The sequence below is a fragment of the Actinomyces haliotis genome (assembly GCF_015355765.1).
Classification (GTDB): domain Bacteria; phylum Actinomycetota; class Actinomycetes; order Actinomycetales; family Actinomycetaceae; genus Actinomyces; species Actinomyces haliotis.
In genome coordinates this window covers 51,763-69,306 of record NZ_JACWNA010000001.1, presented here as the reverse complement: position 1 = coordinate 69,306, position 17,544 = coordinate 51,763, and the positions used below count along the sequence as shown (strand labels likewise).

The 17,544-nt window shown below is 73.5% G+C and carries 15 protein-coding genes, 1 pseudogene and 1 riboswitch; of the genes and pseudogenes, 13 read left to right on the top strand and 3 right to left on the bottom strand.

Translation table 11 applies throughout. The annotated features are described in order from the left end of the window. From sucD to purN, 3 genes are all read left to right on the top strand, one after another. The gene (gene sucD, locus IXW69_RS00255; RefSeq protein WP_194784397.1) at nt 1-939 is read left to right on the top strand and encodes a succinate--CoA ligase subunit alpha; all 939 of its coding nucleotides are present in this window, start codon (nt 1-3) and stop codon (nt 937-939) included. A 74-nt stretch (nt 940-1,013) separates the two neighbouring features. After that, nucleotides 1,014-2,726 carry a cell division protein PerM gene (locus tag IXW69_RS00250; RefSeq protein WP_194784396.1) on the top strand — a complete coding sequence of 571 codons (1,713 nt, stop codon included), beginning with the start codon at nt 1,014-1,016 and terminating at the stop codon, nt 2,724-2,726. Further along, on the top strand, nt 2,719-3,387 hold the full coding sequence (gene purN, locus IXW69_RS00245) for a phosphoribosylglycinamide formyltransferase (protein WP_194784395.1): 669 nt from the start codon (nt 2,719-2,721) through the stop codon (nt 3,385-3,387). The genes IXW69_RS00250 and purN overlap by 8 nt, the downstream gene beginning before the upstream one ends. Before the next feature lie 103 nt (nt 3,388-3,490). On the opposite strand, the gene IXW69_RS00240 is transcribed toward purN, so the two are convergent. Then, a complete protein-coding gene (locus tag IXW69_RS00240; RefSeq protein ID WP_194784394.1) occupies nt 3,491-3,997 on the bottom strand; it encodes a YagU family protein in 507 nt (168 codons plus the stop codon). A gap of 320 nt (nt 3,998-4,317) precedes the next feature. Beyond that, nucleotides 4,318-4,420: riboswitch (ZMP/ZTP riboswitch) on the top strand. Between the two features lie 33 nt (nt 4,421-4,453). Here IXW69_RS00240 and purH point away from each other — a divergent pair. The 7 genes and pseudogenes from purH to IXW69_RS00205 all read left to right on the top strand — a co-directional run bounded on the left by purH (nt 4,454) and on the right by IXW69_RS00205 (nt 11,931). Beyond that, nucleotides 4,454-6,190 (top strand): bifunctional phosphoribosylaminoimidazolecarboxamide formyltransferase/IMP cyclohydrolase, encoded by a 1,737-nt coding sequence (purH, locus tag IXW69_RS00235; protein ID WP_194784393.1) that lies wholly within the window; start codon nt 4,454-4,456, stop codon nt 6,188-6,190. A gap of 102 nt (nt 6,191-6,292) precedes the next feature. Beyond that, on the top strand, nt 6,293-6,763 hold the full coding sequence (locus IXW69_RS11400) for a hypothetical protein (protein ID WP_228524383.1): 471 nt from the start codon (nt 6,293-6,295) through the stop codon (nt 6,761-6,763). A 128-nt stretch (nt 6,764-6,891) separates the two neighbouring features. Further along, nucleotides 6,892-8,223 carry a dicarboxylate/amino acid:cation symporter gene (locus IXW69_RS00225; protein ID WP_194784577.1) on the top strand — a complete coding sequence of 444 codons (1,332 nt, stop codon included), beginning with the start codon at nt 6,892-6,894 and terminating at the stop codon, nt 8,221-8,223. Between the two features lie 652 nt (nt 8,224-8,875). Then, a pseudogene (locus tag IXW69_RS12140) lies at nt 8,876-9,520 on the top strand (glycoside hydrolase family 36 N-terminal domain-containing protein); the annotation flags it as partial. Beyond that, the gene (locus IXW69_RS11390; protein WP_407646505.1) at nt 9,506-10,300 is read left to right on the top strand and encodes an alpha-galactosidase; all 795 of its coding nucleotides are present in this window, start codon (nt 9,506-9,508) and stop codon (nt 10,298-10,300) included. The pseudogene IXW69_RS12140 and the gene IXW69_RS11390, both read left to right, overlap by 15 nt. Before the next feature lie 227 nt (nt 10,301-10,527). Further along, complete coding sequence (locus IXW69_RS00210) at nt 10,528-11,514, top strand: malate dehydrogenase (RefSeq protein ID WP_194784391.1); 987 nt, start codon at nt 10,528-10,530, stop codon at nt 11,512-11,514. A 126-nt stretch (nt 11,515-11,640) separates the two neighbouring features. Continuing rightward, complete coding sequence (locus IXW69_RS00205) at nt 11,641-11,931, top strand: hypothetical protein (protein WP_228524380.1); 291 nt, start codon at nt 11,641-11,643, stop codon at nt 11,929-11,931. A 71-nt stretch (nt 11,932-12,002) separates the two neighbouring features. Here the strand turns inward: IXW69_RS00205 and IXW69_RS00200 are convergent, their stop codons facing one another. Beyond that, nucleotides 12,003-12,521 (bottom strand): hypothetical protein, encoded by a 519-nt coding sequence (locus IXW69_RS00200; protein ID WP_228524378.1) that lies wholly within the window; start codon nt 12,519-12,521, stop codon nt 12,003-12,005. 61 nt (nt 12,522-12,582) lie between these two features. On the opposite strand from IXW69_RS00200, the gene IXW69_RS00195 reads away from it, so the two are divergent. Beyond that, nucleotides 12,583-12,951 (top strand): GntR family transcriptional regulator, encoded by a 369-nt coding sequence (locus IXW69_RS00195; RefSeq protein WP_194784390.1) that lies wholly within the window; start codon nt 12,583-12,585, stop codon nt 12,949-12,951. A 140-nt stretch (nt 12,952-13,091) separates the two neighbouring features. On the opposite strand, the gene IXW69_RS00190 is transcribed toward IXW69_RS00195, so the two are convergent. Continuing rightward, a complete protein-coding gene (locus IXW69_RS00190) occupies nt 13,092-14,777 on the bottom strand; it encodes a hypothetical protein (RefSeq protein ID WP_194784389.1) in 1,686 nt (561 codons plus the stop codon). Between the two features lie 280 nt (nt 14,778-15,057). Between IXW69_RS00190 and IXW69_RS00185 the strand changes: the two genes are divergently transcribed. Both IXW69_RS00185 and IXW69_RS00180 read left to right on the top strand, forming a co-directional pair. Further along, nucleotides 15,058-16,443, top strand: a complete 1,386-nt coding sequence (locus IXW69_RS00185; protein WP_194784388.1) for a hypothetical protein — start codon at nt 15,058-15,060, stop codon at nt 16,441-16,443. Then, a complete protein-coding gene (locus tag IXW69_RS00180; protein ID WP_194784387.1) occupies nt 16,440-17,462 on the top strand; it encodes a hypothetical protein in 1,023 nt (340 codons plus the stop codon). The genes IXW69_RS00185 and IXW69_RS00180 overlap by 4 nt, the downstream gene beginning before the upstream one ends. The last annotated feature ends 82 nt before the right edge of the window (nt 17,463-17,544 follow it).

The window sequence follows — 17,544 nt, the reverse complement described above, 5'->3', positions numbered from 1 at the left end:
ATGAGCATCTTCCTCGATGAGAACGACCGCGTCATCGTCCAGGGCATGACCGGCTCGGAGGGCCAGAAGCACACCCGCCGCATGCTCTCCGCCGGCACGAAGGTCGTCGCGGGCGTCAACCCCCGCAAGGCCGGCACCTCCGTCGCCTTCGACGTCGAGCCCATCGGCCCGGCCTCCGGCGACGTCACCGCCGGGACCGTCGAGGTGCCCGTCTACGGCACCGTCGCCGAGGCCCGCTCCGCCACCGACGCGACCGTTTCCGTCGTCTTCGTCCCGCCGGCCTTCGCCAAGGACGCCGTCGTCGAGGCCGTCGACGCGGGCCTGCGCCTCGTCGTCGTCATCACGGAGGGAATCCCCGTCCACGATGCCACCTACTTCCGCGCCTACGCGGCGAGCAAGGGCGTCCAGATCATCGGCCCGAACTGCCCCGGCATCATCTCCCCGGCCCGCTCCAACGTCGGCATCACCCCGCCCGACATCACGGGCCCCGGGCCCATCGGCCTCGTCTCCAAGTCCGGCACCCTCACCTACCAGCTCATGCACGAGCTGCGGGACCTCGGCTTCACCACCTGCATCGGCATCGGCGGCGATCCGGTCGTCGGCACGACCCACATCGACGCCCTCGCCGGCTTCGAGGCAGATCCCGACACCAAGGCCATCGTCATGATCGGTGAGATCGGGGGTGACGCCGAGGAGCGGGCCGCGGCCTACATCCAGGAGTACGTCACCAAGCCGGTCGTCGCCTACGTCGCCGGCTTCACGGCCCCCGAGGGCAAGACCATGGGCCACGCCGGCGCCATCGTCTCCGGCTCCTCCGGCACCGCCGCCGCGAAGAAGGTCGCCCTCGAGGCGGCCGGCGTGCGCGTGGGCCGCACCCCCACCGAGACCGCTGACATCGCCCGGGAGCTCTACCGCGAGCTCGCCGGCGAGCAGGCGTGAGGCGCGAGCGCGGTCAACGAGGACTGAGCGAGGACCAGCCCACCGGTGGGCGCGGCGCGAGCCGTGGCCTCCCGGTGGACTGGCCCTTCGCCGTGCGCGCGGGCGTCGAGTCGGTCCTGGCGGGCTGGCTCCTCGTCGTCATCCCGGCGCTCGCCGTCTTCGTCTCGACCTCCTCGCTCGACGCCGCGGCGGCGCTCTCCCTCGGCTCCGCCGTGCGGACCGGCACGGGCCTGTGGGGGCTCGCGCTCGGCGGCTCGCTCGGAGGCGCAGACAGCGCCGACGGCGTGCTCGCCCTGCCCCTGCTCGGGGTCACCCTCGCTCAGGCGTGGCTCACCGCCCACTCGGTGCGCCGTGCTCGTCTCACGGGCCCGTCCTCGGGCGCCTGGGTGGTCGGCTCAGCCCTGCTCACGAGCCTCGTGCTCGTTCTGCTGGCAGGACCGTCGGGGACGGGGACGCTTCCGGCGGTCGGTGGGAGCGCGCTCCTCGCCCTCCTCGTCACCGCCTGGAGCCTCCACCGCGACGGACGCGGCTGGGACCGCGCCTCCGACGCCTGGGGCCGCCGGCCGCGCTGGGTCGACCCCGCCCTCGCGCTGGCGCGGACGACGGCGCTCATCATCGGCGCGCTCGTGCTCGCCTGCGCGGTCCTCGCCCTCATCGGCGGCTTCCACCGACTCACGCGCCTGTACGGCACCGTGAGCGGGGGCGGCGTCCTGTCCTGGCTCGGGCTCCTGCTCCTCCAGATCGCCTGGGTGCCGACGACCCTCGTGTGGACGCTCGCGTGGCTGGCCGGTCCGGGCTTCCTCGTCGGCACCGGCACCGTCTTCGCGCCGAGCCACGTCGTGGCCGGCTCCGTGCCCTCGCTGCCGCTCCTCGGCCTGCTCCCCACGGACGCCCTCGCTCACGGGGGGACCGTCCTGCCGCTGGCCCTGAGCGTCGCGGCGCTCGCCGCCGTGTGGCGGCACCGCCGGCGGCTCGCCGCCCTCGCGCTGCCGGAGGCCCTCATCGCCGCCGTCGCCGCGTCCCTCGGACTCGCGCTCCTCACTCTCATCGCCTGTCTTCTGGCCACCGGCTCGATCGGTCCGGGCCGCATGACGGACGTCGGTCCCCGCTCGGGCCTCGTCGCGGGGCTGCTGCTCCTCGAGGTCGGTGTCGCCATGCTCGCCGGCACCGCCGCCGCCCACCCCTGGACGCGCCGCGCCACCGAGCACGGCGTCGAGCACACGGGGGAGGCCGCCTCGAGTGCCCGAGTTCGCGTCGGAGCGGGCCTCGACGCCGCGCGGGAGCGCCGCGCTCAGGCCCGCCGTGAGCGCGAGGAGGCCCGGGCGCAGCCGAGGCCGACCGATGACGACGAGTCCGAGCTGCTCGCCGGCTCAGCCGAGCAGCAGCGGGTGACGTCGCCGGACGAGCCGTTCGCGGGGCCTGTTGACGAGGCTCCCGACGACGGCTCCCGGGACGACGACCCCTGGGACGAGGCCCCTGACGAGGTCGCCATCGCTGGGGACGAGGACCTGCCGGTCGACGGCGCCGGCGATGACCCCACCGGGGACGTCCGGCCCGCCGACGACGACTACGGCGACGACGAGGACGCAGACGACCGGGCCGGCTCGGAGAAGCCGGAGAGGGCGACCGACGCCCTGGCGAGCACGCCGGCCGAGACCGTCGAGCAGCGGCCTCGTTTCACCGGCTGGAGAGCGCGCCTCGCCGATCGTCTCGACCGGGACGAGGCGGAGGCCGCAGCCCGGGCCGCCTCTCCAACGACCGATGCCACGGAGGACACCGATGACTGAACCTGCTTCCGCGCGAAACACCGCCCCCGCGGGGACACCCGTCCCCGGGGCCGACACCGATGACCGGGCGCGGCTCGTCGTCCTCGTCTCCGGGACCGGGTCCAACCTCGGGGCGCTCCTGCGCGCTTGCGAGGACCCGGCCTACGGCGCCCAGGTCGTCCTCGTCGTCGCCGACAAGCCTTGCGCCGGCGTCGAGCACGCCCGTGACGCCGGGGTCCCGGTCGCCGTCGTCGCCCCCCGGGACTTCGAGGACCGTGCGGCCTGGGACGAGGCGCTCGCCGACGAGATCGCCTCGGCCGAGCCAGACCTCGTCGTGTGCGCCGGCTTCATGAGGATCCTCGGCGAACCCGTCCTCACCCGCCTCGGGGGACGGATCGTCAACACGCACCCCTCGCTCCTGCCGAGCTTCCCGGGAGCCCACGCCGTGCGCGACGCCCTTGCCGCCGGGGCGACCCGCGCCGGCGCGACGCTGTTCTGGGTGGACGCGGGAGTCGACACGGGCGAGCACATCGCCCAGGTCGAGGTGCCGGTCCTGCCCGGCGACACGGAGGAGACGCTCACCGAGCGCGTCAAGGCCGCGGAGACGCCCCAGCTCGTCGAGCAGGTCGGGCTCCTGTCGCGGGAGCACCGACACAGAGACCGGTTCTGGGCCTGGCGCTGAGGCACGTCGCACGAGGACGGCCCCGTCCGGCCGCCGCACCAAGGGGTGCGGGAGCCGGACGGGGCCGTCCGTGCGTCCCTGGGCCTCAGGCTCAGGCTCAGGCTCAGGCCGTGAGGTCGCGGCGGACCGCCTCGATGGTGCCGGCCCAGATGACGTGGCCGAGGACCTCCGAGAGGTGCTCCTGCCACGGCTGCTCCGTGGCCGAGGGCACCGTGCCCACGGCCGGCAGCACCGCGAGGTGGAAGCCGGCCCAGATGCCGAGGCCGTAGAGGGTGCCGCCGCCGGCCGTGATCGCCGGGCATCGCTCAGCGAGCAGGCAGTACGGCACGGCGGTGCCCACGGAGAAGGCGTGGTGCACGGACAGGCCGGCCACGCCGACCTCGTTGCCGTTGCAGGTGACCGTCGCGATGCGGACGTTCTCGGGCACTCCGATCTGCTCGAGCAGGTGCCTCGGCGGGTTGGGGTCGTTGCGCTCGGGCGTCCTCGGGGGCAGGGCCGCCTCCCAGCCGATCTTGACCAGCCCGGCGACGAGGCCACCGACGACGCCCGCCGCCAGGGCGGTGCCGCCGCCGGAGCCCTTCGAGCGTCCCAGGGACGAGAGTGCTGACATGTCGTTCCTCCTGCCGCCATGCCGTTCCTCCTGCCGCTCCGTCGTGGAGCCTCGTGGTCGCGGCCGGACCGGCCTCAGACCCAACCTAGCGCCGTGCCCGCTCCCGCGCGGTCCGTGGCGGACGCGCCGTTCCCGACGACCCCGACCACACTGTCCAGATCGAAACTGCCCAGATCGAAGGGTCGACGTCGACATCGTGCTCCCGAGGGTCGATCTGGGCGCATCACCTTCGATCTCGGCGGTGGGCACTGGGCCGCGTGCGCCGGGTGAGCCGGGGCACCCTCCGGACCGTCCCGCGCACCCGCACCCGGCGGTAGCCTGGTAGCGACCGCGACTGGCGAGGGTGGACCACCACCGGGGAGCGGTCGAGCCTGTACCTGGCTGACTGAAGCACACGGGACGTCGCCCGCCTGGGCGTCCCGCCCAGACACCGGCACCCCCCAGGAGAGCTTGCGCATGAGCCAGCAGTCCGTCCCCACCGCCCACGTCCCCACGGAGGGACTCGTCAACCCCGAGCAGGTGCCCGTCAAGCGCGTCCTCATCTCCGTCTACGACAAGACCGGCCTCACCGACCTCGCCCGCGCCCTCGTCGACGCCGGCGTCGAGATCGTCTCCACCGGCTCCACCGCCAAGACCATCTCCGGCGCGGGTCTGCCCGTCACCGGTGTCGAGGACGTCACCGGATTCCCCGAGTGCCTCGAGGGCCGCGTCAAGACCCTCCACCCCCGCGTCCACGCCGGCATCCTCGCCGACCGCCGCAAGGCCGAGCACATGGCGCAGCTCGAGGAGCTCGAGGTCACCCCGATCGACCTCGTCGTCGTCAACCTCTACCCCTTCACCGACACCGTCGCCTCGGGCGCCCCCTTCGACGCCTGCGTCGAGCAGATCGACATCGGCGGTCCCTCCATGGTCCGCGCCGCCGCCAAGAACCACCCGGCCGTCGCCGTCGTCACCGACCCCGCCGAGTACGACGCCGTCGCCAAGGCCGTCGCCGACGGCGGCTTCTCCCTCGCGCAGCGCCGCGAGCTCGCCGCCAAGGCCTTCGCCCACACCGCCGCCTACGACGCCGCCGTCTCCACCTGGTTCGCCCAGCAGATCGAGACCGACCGCGCCGAGGCCGCCGGTGAGCAGGCCGGGCTGCCCGAGTACGTCGGCGCCGGGTACGAGCGCCTCGCCTCCCTGCGCTACGGCGAGAACCCGGCCCAGAAGGCCGCCGTCTACACGACGCCCGGCGTCACCGGGGGAGTCGCCAACGCCCGTCAGCTCCACGGCAAGGCCATGAGCTACAACAACTACACGGACACCGACGCCGCCGTCCGCGCCGCCTACGACCACGGCGACGCCGCCACCGTCGCGGTCGTCAAGCACGCCAACCCCTGCGGCATCGCCGTCTCCGCCTCCGGCGACGTCGCCGAGGCTCACCGCAAGGCCCACGCCTGCGACCCCGTCTCCGCCTACGGCGGCGTCATCGCCACGAACTCGACGGTCACCGCGGAGATGGCGCGTCAGATCAAGCCGATCTTCACCGAGGTCGTCGCCGCCCCCGCCTTCGAGGACGAGGCCGTCGAGATCCTCTCCACCAAGAAGAACCTGCGCGTCCTCGTCGTCGAGCCCCCGGCCCGCGACGGGCTCGAGATCAAGCAGGTCTCCGGCGGCGCCGTCATCCAGGAGCGCGACTCCTACCAGGCCGGCGACGACGACCCGACCGCCTGGGAGCTCGTCTCCGGCGAGGCCGCCGACGACCCGACCCTCGCTGACCTCCGCTTCGCCTGGGAGACCATCCGAGCCGTCCGCTCCAACGCGATCCTGCTCGCCAAGGACGGCGCGACCGTCGGCGTCGGCATGGGGCAGGTCAACCGCGTCGACTCCTGCCGCCTGGCCGTCGAGCGCGCGAACACGCTGGGCCTTCGCTCGACCGGCGACGCCGCGGCCGACAAGCAGGAGGAGGGCGCCGTCGGCGGCGCCGACGCCTCCGAGATCCTCGAGGCGCAGGCGCCCGAGCGCGCCCGCGGCTCCGTCGCCGCCTCTGACGCCTTCTTCCCCTTCGCCGACGGCCTCCAGGTCCTCATTGACGCCGGCGTCACCGCCGTCGTCCAGCCCGGCGGCTCCATCCGCGACGAGGAGGTCATCGAGGCCGCGAAGGCGGCCGGCGTCACGATGTACCTCACCAGCAACCGCCACTTCGCGCACTGAGCGTCCCGGGCGTGCGCTGACCAAGAGGTCCGGCGCCGGTCAGCGTGAGTCCGTCCAGCGGCCCTCCCCGTCTCCACGGGGAGGGCCGCTAGCATGTCCGCCGTGACCAGTGACGCGACCGGCTCCGCAGCCCCCGACGAGGCGCGCGACGAGACGCCCGACGGGGCTGCTGGGACCCGCGCGCACGAGATCGAGTCCGAGATCGGGTCTGAGACCGTCGGCGGTCTCGAGGGGGTGCCCGAGGCGGTGCTCGAGGACCTTCCCGCCCCGGTCGTCGCCGAGGTGCGCGCCCTGGACAAGCCCGAGGAGCACAAGGAGCCCTACCGCACGCTCGCCGTCGTCGCCGTGGCCGCCGGCCTGCTCCTCGTCCCCGCACTGGCCCTGCTCGGGCACAACAGACAGGCCGTCCTGTGGCTTGCCGCCGGGGTGACCGTCCTCGCTGCCGTCCGCCTGCGTCGGCCGACGGGGACGTGGATCGCGGCCCGCGGCAGGGCCTTCGACGTCGTCATCGGCCTGCTCCTCGCGGTAGGGCTCGCCGCGCTGTCCTACTACGCCGTGCTGCCGTCAGTCTGAGTCTCGGCGCGGCGCGCGGACCACGCCTTGGGCAGATGAGTTCCGGATGACAAGACGTGTGTCATCCTGAACCGGCACGGGCGGTACCCACCGTCCATCCCCAGCGGAAAGTCATCACCATGTCGAACGTGCGCCGGGTCCTCGCCAAGGGCGGGATCCTCACGTGGGTCATCGTCGCGATCGTCCTCGCCCTCGTCCTGGGCTCCATCCACGTGGGCGGCAGCCCCCTCATCCCGAAGCCGGTCGGCCGCGTCTTCGCGACCTTCTCCGACCTGTTCAGCCAGTTCCTCACCTTCTCGATCCCGCTCATCATCGTCGGGCTCGTCACCCCCGCGATCGCGGACCTCGGCCGTGGTGCGGGCAAGTGGCTCGGCATCACGACCGCCATCGCCTACGGCTCCACGCTCTTCTCCGGATTCCTCACCTTCGCCGTCTGCGCCGCGTTCCTCCCGAGCCTGCTGCGCTCGACGAGCCTCGACGGCGTGTCCAAGCCGGGCAGCGCCCTCACCACCTACTTCACCGTCGAGATGCCCGCCCCGCTGGAGGTCATGACCGCGCTCCTGCTCTCCTTTGTCATGGGCATCGGGCTCTCGCTCATCCCGCGCGGAGTCCTGCGCAAGGGCTTCATCGAGTTCCGCGCCATCATCACGAAGCTCATCGAGACGATCATCATCCCGCTCCTGCCGATCCACATCTTCGGCATCTTCCTCAACCTCACCTATACGGGTGAGGCGGCAGCGGTCATGAAGACGCTGCTGCGCGTGGTCGTCGTCGTCCTCCTCCTCGAGGTCGTCATCCTGCTCACCCAGTACTGCATCGCCGGCGCCGTGGGGAGGAAGAACCCCGTCAAGTCCCTCGTCGGGATGGCCCCCGCCTACCTCACCGCGCTCGGCACCTCCTCCTCCGCGGCCACCATCCCGGTCACCCTGCGGCAGACCAGGAAGAACGGGGTCTCCGACGCGGTCGCCTCCTTCGTCATCCCGCTGTGCGCCACGATCCACCTCGCCGGCTCGACCTCCAAGATCTTCGCCTTCGCCTACGCCATCGTCCTCACCCAGGGCCTCCACGTCTCCGCGGTCCAGTGGGCCGGCTTCATCTTCATGCTCGGCATCACCATGGTCGCCGCCCCCGGCGTCCCCGGCGGCGCCATCATGGCCGCGACCGGTCTGCTCTCCAGCATGCTCGGCTTCAACGACGCGCAGGTCGCGCTCATGATCGCCACGTACATCGCCATGGACTCCTTCGGGACCGCCACGAACGTCACCGGCGACGGCGCCATCGCCATCGTCGTGGACCGCCTCGCGGGCGGGAACATCGGCTCCGACGGCGACCCGGAGAACACCAAGGAGCTGTCCTTCGACGGCATGGCCTACCTCGACAAGGTCAGCGTCGACGGACTCGTCAGCCCCGAGGAGCTCGCCGCCTCCGCCGAGGCGGCCGGTCCCAACGCCGTGAGCTGATCCGCCGCGCGCGCCCTCCTGACGGCGCCGCCGCCTCGCCGACCGCTCTCGCGGCCGTCCGAGCGGCGGCGCCGTCCGCACGACTGGGGCGGCAGCCCCGGGGGAGGGCACACGAGCACGTCCGCGGCCTCGACGGGCCGGGCGGTCGGTAGCCTGGCGCCGGGCACGCGCACGGACGCGCGCGCCCCGAGCCTGCGACGAAGGACAGCCACGTGACCGCGACCGTCCCGAGCGGCGCGTGCGCCGACGCACCCGCCACCACGACCCTCCACCTGCGCGGTGAGGGCACCTCCCTCGTCCTCACCACCGGGGTCGCCGGGGCGCCGAGCGTCGTCTCCTGGGGCCCCGACCTCGGCCCCATCGACGCCGCGGCGCTCGACGACCTCGTCCTCGGCACCCGACGCACCCACCTCGGCAACGACCCCGACGTCATCGCCGAGCCGGGCCTCGTCCCCGCCGGCTGGACCGGCTGGAGCGGCCGGTCCGGCCTCGTCGGGCACCGTCCCGACGGCACCGCCTGGTCCCCGCGCCTCGTCACGCGCTCGATCAGCCACGCCGCGGCCGACGGCTCCGAGCACGAGGTCCCGCTGGGCTCGAGCGTCGAGCTCGGTGCCGGCACCCTCACCCTCGACACCGCTGAAGCCGAGGCGGCCTGTGCCTGCGGCTCGAGATCGAGCTCGCCGTCGGCGGCTCGCTCATCGCCCGCGGGATCCTCACCAACACGGGGCAGACCTCCTACGAGCTCGAGGAGCTCAGCCTCGCGCTCCCGCTCCCGCTCGAGGCCGACGAGCTCCTCGACTCCACGGGCCGTTGGGGGACCGAGCGACAGCCCTAGCGCCGTCCTGTCAGCTACGGAGCGGACGTGCGCGAGGGCCGCCACGGCCGCACCGGCTTCAACCACCCCACCCTCGCCGTCGTCGGAGAGCGCGGATTCGGTTTCGGCCACGGGCAGGTCCGCGGCCTCCACGTCGCCGCCCCCGGCAACAACCGGACCTACGTCGAGCCGCTGCCCGAGGGCTACCAGGTCATGAGGGGCGGCGAGCTCCTCCTCCCTGGCGAGGTCCTCCTCGCGCCCGTCGAGACCTACACCGGGCCGTGGCTGCACCTCACCCACGGCGAGGGCATCGACGAGGCCGCGGACCGCCTCCACCAGTGGGCGCGCTCCCTGCCGTCCAGCCCCACGACTGAACGGCCCGTCACCCTCAACGTCTGGGAGGCCGTTACCTTCGACCACCGCCTCCCCAAGCTCCTCGCGCTCGCGGACGAGGCCGCCCGCCTTGGCATCGAGCGCTACGTCCTCGACGGCGGCGACGCCACCCGCGGCGGCTGCGCCGTCGTCGGCGCCCAGACCCGTGCGGCGCTCGCCCTCATGGACCGGCTGCGCGCCGACCACCCCGGCCTCGAGATCGAGTCCTGCTCCTCGGGCGGCGGACGGATCGACCTCGAGATGGTCCGTCACACCCAGCGGTTCTGGGCCTCCGACGTCATCGAACCCCACGAGCGGCACACGATGCTGCCCTGGACCGAGCAGGTCATCCCGCCCGAGCGGCTCGGGACGCACGTCGCCTCGGGGCGCTCGCAGACGACGGGCCGCCAGCACGACCTCGCCTTTCGCGCCTCCACGGCCCTGTGGGGGCACATGGGCGTCGAGTGGGACCTCACCGCCGAGAGCCAGGAGGACCGCGACGCGCTCGGGCGGTGGATCGCCTTCTACAAGGGGCAGCGGCGCCTGCTCCTGAGCGGCCGGATCGTCCGGGACGAGGTCGGGGACGGCTGCGCCCGCCTCCACGGCGTCGCCGCTCGCGACGGCTCAGCCGCCCTCTACGAGCTCGCGGTGCTCGAGCGCGGACCGCTCGCGCTCCAGGGGCGGGTCCGCCTGCGCGGCCTCGACCCGGAGGCCCGGTACCGGGTGCGTCCGCGGATCATCGGCTCCCGCCCGGCAGGTCTCATCGCTCCGGCGTGGTTCGGCGACGACGAGGGCGTGGTCCTGACCGGCGCGGTCCTCGAGCGGGTGGGGCTGACGGCGCCCTTCATGCACCCCGACCAGGCAATCCTCGTCGAGGCCGTGAGGCAGTAACGCGGCAGGGCCGCCAGCCGCACGACCGACGACTCCGCGCAGCGGGCGGAAGGCCTCTGCGCAGGCGGGCGCTGGTTCCACGTCGTGTGACCTGGATGACGCCCGTGGTGAACATCTTTGCCACGATCGTCCGGGGTGGCGCACGCCACGGCGCCGTAGGCTCTGTCCATGGGGCCGCGCCGCGCGCGGCCCGCGTGACAACGCCGACACGTCTGAAGGAGTCATCCATGACGAACGCCCCCGTCAACATCACCATCACCGGTGCGGCCGGCAACATCGGGTACGCCCTGCTCTTCCGCATCGCCTCCGGCGCCCTCCTCGGCCCCGACCAGCGCGTCAACCTCCGCCTCCTCGAGATCCCGCAGGCCGTCGGGAAGGCCGAGGGCACCGCGATGGAGCTGTTCGACTCCGCCTTCGACACCCTCGGCTCGATCGACATCTTCGACGACCCGAAGCAGGCCTTCGAGGGCGCCAACATCGCCTTCCTCGTCGGCTCGATGCCGCGCAAGGCCGGCATGGAGCGCTCGGACCTCCTGTCCGCCAACGGCGGCATCTTCGGTCCCCAGGGCGAGGCCCTCAACGCGAGCGCCGCCGACGACATCAAGGTCCTGGTGGTCGGCAACCCCGCCAACACGAACGCCCTCATCGCCGCGTCCCACGCCCCGGACATCCCGACCTCGCGCTTCAACGCGATGGTCCGCCTCGACCACAACCGCGCCCTCGCTCAGCTCGCGCAGAAGACCGGCAGCCACGTCTCCGACATCGACAAGGTCACCATCTGGGGCAACCACTCCTCGACCCAGTACCCGGACCTCACTCACGCCACCGTCAAGGGCGAGCCCGTCACGGAGCTCCTCAAGGACCGCGAGTGGGTCGAGAAGGACTTCATCCCGACCGTCGCCAAGCGCGGCGCCGCGATCATCGACGCACGTGGTGCGTCCTCCGCCGCCTCGGCAGCCTCGGCCGCCATCGACCACGTCCACGACTGGGTCCTCGGCTCCAAGGGCTCCTGGACCTCCGCCGGCATCCCGACGGACGGCTCCTACGGCATCCCCGAGGGCGTCATCGCCGGTCTCCCCGCCGTCTCCGAGGGCGGGGAGTGGAAGGTCATCGAGGGACTCGAGATCGACGACTTCTCACGCGCCCGCATCGACGCCTCCGTCGCCGAGCTCGTCGACGAGAAGAACGCCGTCGCCGGCATGGGACTCATCTGACCCTGACCGGCCCTCCCCGGTCCGTCCGGGGACCCGGACTCGCGGTGGCCTCGTCCTCATCGGAGGGCGGGGCCACCGTGCGCCCGCGGCGCGTGCAGACGCCGCCGGCGGCGCTAGGGTCGCCCCATGGCCCGGCGAAGCTCGAAACGCCCCTACAGCGCGGCTCACGTTCCCCTCGACATGAGCCGCCTCGCCTCCATGCCCCGCACCCAGACGGGACCCGGTGGCGCTGAGTTCACGGTGCGCCACCTGCGCGGCGGGGACAAGCCGTACACGTGTCCCGCCTGCCACCGGCAGATCCCGCCCGGCACGCCCCACGTCGTCGCCTGGTCCAACGAGTCCCTCTTCGGGGTCGACCGCGGCCTGGAGGAGCGCCGCCACTGGCACACCTCCTGCTGGGAGCGCCACCTCTGGTGAGGATGCCGCGCGCTCGGGGCGGGCACGGGCGCGTCCTCCCGCACCGCCCAGTCGCGGGGCGCGGGGCCCGGTCAGGCGAGAGGCTCGGGCGAGCGCTCCTCCCACCCGGGCAGCAGCCGGTCGAGCGCGAAGCGCAGGGGAACGACGTCACCGTCGCGACCTCCCTCGCCGATGGTCATCGGCACGGGCTCCGCCACGGGCGAGGCCCCCATGAGCCGCTCACGCAGCCCGAGGGACTCTCGCAGCACGTAGAAGCGGCCCTCGTCATCGAGCGCCACGGACTCGTCCGCGCGCAGGTACCAGCCTCGCAGGGCGGTGCGCGCCGTGCCTCCCGAGTAGCCGCGCACGCGCAGCGGCTGGGCCTCGAGGCCCTCCGACCGCGCGACCTGCAGGAAGAGGGACACGACTCGCGCGGCGCGGGCGTGCTCGGCGTCCTGGCGGTCCTGGAGCAGCCTCGCCCGCTCGACGGCGGCCTCGCGGCGCTGCGCCGCCCAGTCGTGCTCCGCTCCCGACGGAGACGGTTCCGAGGGCCGCGCGGAGGGCTCAGACGGGCGGGAGGAGGGAACCGGCGAGGATGAATCGGGCGACATTCCTGCAGCATAGAGGCTGTTTCAGGATGCCCCGAACGGAGATGTATCGCAGACTGGTGTCATGGCCAGCCCGACCTCACGCAGCATGACGATCACGCTCGACCCCGCCTCGACGGAGCCGGTCTTCGCCCAGATCGTCTCCTCCGTGCGCGACGCGGTCACCGACGGCAGTCTCGACGCCGGCTCGCGCCTGCCCACGACGCGGGCCCTCGCCGCGGAGCTCTCGGTCGCTGTCAACACCGTCGCCAAGGCCTACCGCGAGCTGGAGATCGAGGGCATCATCGAGGGGCGCGGACGACAGGGCACCTTCGTCGTCGACCAGTCCGGGACGGCGGGGGAGCGCGAGGCGCTCCGCTTCGTTACCGCCATGCGCTCCCTGGGCGTGACCCAGGAGCAGGCGCTCGCCCTCGTGCGCCGGGCCTGGTCCTGAGCCTCGCCCCGGCGCGCCTCGGCTGACGCCCCGGCCCGGCCCTCTCCCGGACGTCAGCGGGGCGGAACCGCTCCTCAGCGGTCCCGCCCCGTTCTCGTGCCTGGGGAGCGCCCCGCGCCGTCACGACGCCGGGAGGCGACTCACTCGGCGCCCGGCGCGTCCTCCTCGGCGTCCGTGTCCGCGAGGGCCGCCTCGGCTCGCTCGACCTCGGCGCGCGCGTCGGCGTCGTCGGTGCCCGGTGCGGTCGTGATGGCGTCCGAGAGGACGGTCTCGAGGGAGCCGGAGGAGGCGAGAACGCCCCGCATCTCCTCCAGGTAGGAGGCGAGGGCGTCGCGCTGGCGTCCCAGCTCGGCGACCTCGTGCTCCGCGGCGGTCGTGCGCGCCTGGGCGTCGTCGCGGGCGTCCTCGACGATCCTTCCGGCGTCCTCACGGGCCTGTCGGAGGATCTCCTCCGCCTGGCGCGAGGCCTCCTGGGTGCGGGCTCGCGCGGCCTCGTCGGTCTGCGTGCGCACCGTCTCAGCGCGGTCGATGGCGGCCTGCAGGCGCTCCTCGGCGTCTGCGGCCTGGAGCTGGGCCGTCTCGTTCATCTCCTGGATCCGCATGACGGCGCTCTCGTGGGCGTCCGCGTCCTCCTGGGCGGCGGCCGCGTGCGCCGCCGCGACGTCGAGCTCGAGCTGGTGACGCGTCGTGGCGGCCTCGGCGTTGGCTGCGTCGGCCTCCTCGTGGGCGGCGCGGCGCAGCTCCTCCGCCTCGAGGCGGGCCCCCGTCACGAGTCGGTCGGCCTCCTCACGGGCCTCCGCAAGGGTGCGGGCGGCCTGCTCCTCGGCGTGCGAGACCAGTGCCTCGGCGCGCTCCGTGGAGACGCGACGCAGCTCGTCGGCCTCCTGGGTGGAGGCCAGGCGCAGCGCCTCGGCTGCCGCCGTGGACGTGGCGCGCAGCTCCTCGGCCTCAGCGGTCGAGGTGGCGCGCAGCTCCTCGGCGGCCTGGGTGGACGACAGGCGCAGGGCCTCCGCCTCCTCGGTGGACGTGCGGTGCAGGTCCTCCGCGGCCTGGACGGACTGGCGACGGCGCTCGGCCGCCTCGCTGCGGGCGGCCTCGAGGGTCGTGTGGGCCTTCTGGCTCGCGTCGGCGAGCTGGGCCTGGGTGGTGTCCTCGGTCTGGCGGCGCAGCGCGTCGGTCTCCGCGGCGACCTGCTGACGGAGGGCGTCGGCCTCCTGCTCGGCGGCCACGCCGATCTCGGTGGCCGTCGTCTGCGCGCGGGTGATGGTCGTGCGGGCGTCGCGCTCGGCGCTGGAGCGCTGCGCGTTGGCGGCGGACTCGGCGTCCGACCGGATCCGGGCGGCGTCGCGCTCCGCGGAGTCGATCATCTCCTGGGCGCGCGCCCGAGCGTTCTCGAGCGTCGTCGACGCCTCGCCCTCGGCGGTGTCGCGGAGCTCGGCGGCCTCGCGGCGGGCGTCGGCCAGGAGCGTCGCGGCCTCGGACTCCGAGCGGTTGGAGAGCTGGGAGGCGTTCGTCCGGGTCCGGGACAGGAGGGAGTCCGCCTCGGAGTTGGCCTTGGCGAGAACGGACGCGCTCTGCTCCTCGGCGCTGCGGAGCAGCTGCTCGATGCGCGAGCCGAGGCCCGCGTAGGTCGGCTTGTCGGTCTCGCTGAGCTTCTGCTGCGCGTCCGCCAGCTCGCCGGCCAGCGTCATGGCGCGCTGGTCGAGGCTGGCAACCTCGCGCCGTGCGTCGGCGAGCTGCCGGCCGAGCACCTCCAGGCGCTGGTCGACCTGGGCGCGGTCGTAGCCGCGCATGGTGATCGCGAAGTCCTCGGTGCCCTCTGCCACGTCTGTCCTCTCGTCCTGGCGCGTCGCAGCGCGCCGACCGGCTCCAAGAGTATCGGCGGGGAGCCGCCGGAAGGCGCCTCCGCGCCGGGCGTGGCGGCACCCGAAGGCGTTGCGCCGGTGGCGCACGTCTCTGTGATCTTGGACCGGGACCGGTGCGCCCCGCCGGAGGCCGTGCGACCCTGGTTGCTCAGCCCGGCTCGGAGCAGCGTCCGCTGCGGCCCGCACCACGGTGCGGCACCCGAGGGGCGGACCCGTCCGCGACACCAAGGAGACCAACGTCGTGAACCGACGTATCTTGAGCGCGATCACCGCCCTCGTCGGCCTGATCGTCATCGCCCTGGCCGTGTGCTCGGCCACCGTGTGGCGACCGAGCTCGACCGCCGAGGCCACCCTCGCCACGACCCCGCACCAGCACTACGTGGTCACGGAGCCTGGCGTGCTGGGCCTCGTCGACTCCGACGTCACCATCAAGGCGACCGGCTCCAAGAACGAGGACGTCACGCTCTACGTGGCCCACTCCTCCGACGTCCAGGCGTGGCTCGAGAACGACCCCTACGTCTCCGTCACCGGGCTGAGCTCGTGGACGCAGCTGTCCTCGACCGACGTCACCAAGCGCTGCGCCTCCGCGAGCTCGACCGCCTCCGCCTCGGCGAGCGGGAGCGCCTCCGGCACCCCGTCGGCCGCCGCGTCCGCGAAGGCCTCCTCGAAGCCCTCCGCCTCGGCGACCGCCACGACTGACGCCAAGGGATGCACCGTCCTCGAGGCTTCCGACGCCGACCCTGCCGACTCCGCGGACCTGTGGCTCGCGACGAAGACCGGGAAGGGCTCCGCGAGCCTCGAGATCGACGCCACCGACCCCGACCTCGTCGTCCTCGCCGCCACCGACGGCTCCTCGGACGCCCCGCAGCTCAGCCTGAGCTGGCCGCGGAACGTCTCCACGCCCTGGCTCGTCCCGGGACTCATCGTCGGCGGCCTCCTCCTCCTCGTCGGCGTCTTCATGCTGCTCATGGACCTTCAGGCCCGCCGCGAGGACGAGCAGCGCCGTGCCGCCGCCGCGGAGCGCGCCGCACGCCTGTCCAGCGCCGACTCCACCTCGACCGCCGGCATCCCCGCCGTCGGCGACCCCGACCGCCCGCTCACCCGCCGCGAGAAGCGGGACAAGGAGCGCGCGGAGAGGGCCGGCGAGGAGTGGATCGACCCGCGCACCGGACGCGTCTACCTCGCCGGTGTCGAGGCGCCTGACGTCCCGGCCGCCCCGGCCTCCGAGCAGCTCGAGTCCCTCTCCGACGAGGACGCCGAGGCCTCGGTCGGTGCCGCCCGCGGCGCCGCCGTCGTGCCCGGTCTGGACGAGGAGAGCGTCGCGGCCCACCGCGCCGGCCGCGAGCTCGATGACGACGCCCCCTTCGCGATCGCGTCCGACGACGAGCCGGCCGCGGCCGCCACCGCGCCGGCCCCCGAGGACGCTGCCTCCGCCGAGACCACCGTCATCGAGCCCGTCGATGCTCCGGTCCTGGGGACCGAGGATGACGCCGCCGGCTCCGGCTCGCCTGAGACGGTCGCCTCCACCACTGACCACACCACCGAGACCGAGCCCGTCGACGGCGCGCGGACCGAGGCCGACGCCTCGGACGCCGATGCCCACGACGGGGAGGAGGACGCCCGATGACGACCCGCCGCACCTTCCTCGCCGGTGGCCTCGCGGCCGCCGTGGCCACGACCCTGGCCGCGTGCTCCTCCGACCTGCCCACCACCCCGAAGGAGACCGGTACGCCGGCCGCCCAGCCGGCGCTCGACTCCGACCGGCTCACGACCGTGCTCGGCAGGGTCCAGAAGGGCCTCGACGCCGCCGACAAGGCCAAGGACGCCAAGAAGCTCAACGGCTACCTCACCGGCCCGGCGGAGCGCGTGCGGGGCGAGGAGTACACCCTCGCGACGAAGTCGAAGGACGACTCGCACGTCCACGCCTTCGACACGACGAGCCAGGCGGGTGCCGTCGGCCTCACCTCGGGCTTCCCGCGCACCGCCCTCACCATCACCGAGGGCACCAAGGACGACAGCGTCCCCTACCTCCTGGCCCTCACCCAGGACTCCGCCCGCGACGACTTCGAGCTCTGGGGCTGGGCGCGTCTCTACGCCGGTGTCGAGGTCCCCGCGACCTCGAACGCCTCGGTCGGCTCCGCCCAGGTCGACGCCGACACGACCGGGTTCATCAAGACCCCGGCCGAGGTCCTCGCCGCCTACGTGGACGCCCTCAACAACCCCGACGGCAGCAACGGCAAGTCCTTCGCGGACGACCCGATCCGCCAGCGCGTCGCGGCCGAGCGCGCCGTCGACCTCGGCGGGATGGGCAAGGTCACCGTCAGGGCGACCGCCGGCAAGGACGGATTCAAGGGCCTGGCCACCACCGACGACGGCGCCATCGTCATGACGACGCTCTCGTTCAACACCGAGTACCGGAACACGGTGGCCGGCTCCACGATCGACCTGGGCGAGCCCGTCTCCTTCCTCATGGGCGACGACAAGTCCGTCAAGGGGACCGTCACCGCCCACTACGACGCGATGGTGGCCTTCTCCATCCCGGTCAAGGGCAGCAAGGACAAGCCCGTCGTCCTCGGCGGCGAGCTCGTCCTGGCCAAGGTCGACCGGGACGACTCCAAGGCCCCCAAGGACGACTCCGACAACTGAGTCGTCCCAGCAGACCCACCGTCCGACGGCGCGGCGCCCCGTGCGCCGCGCCGTTCGGGTTCTCACCGCTCCCGCGGGTCGG